Raw genomic sequence first — 252 nt, 5'->3', positions numbered from 1 at the left:
AGCAGGAAACAGCTTTCCGGGCAGCGCATCGAACAGGATTTCCGCCTTGTTGCCGCTTGCGACATTCTCGAGGCTGTTCTCCTTGAAGTTGGCCGCTATCCAGATCGTGCCGGCGTCGATGAAGGTGATGGCGCTCTGTCCGGTGTTGACAAAGCCACCGACGGACAGCTGAAGATTGGTGACAACGCCATCGGCGGGCGCGAGCACGGTGGTGCGGAGCAGATCGAGCCTGGCCCGCTCCAGCGCTGCAAG

The 252-nt window shown here is 61.5% G+C and carries 1 protein-coding gene; it reads right to left on the bottom strand.

Going from position 1 to position 252, the window contains the following annotated elements; all coding sequences use genetic code 11:
* On the bottom strand, positions 1-252 hold a 252-nt coding region (locus SB659_RS20130; protein ID WP_410551704.1), incomplete at both ends, for an HlyD family secretion protein.

It is taken from the genome of Arthrobacter sp. SIMBA_036 (genome assembly GCF_046535135.1).
Classification (GTDB): Bacteria; Actinomycetota; Actinomycetes; order Actinomycetales; family Micrococcaceae; genus Arthrobacter.
This window is presented reverse-complemented; position numbering and strand designations above follow the sequence as displayed.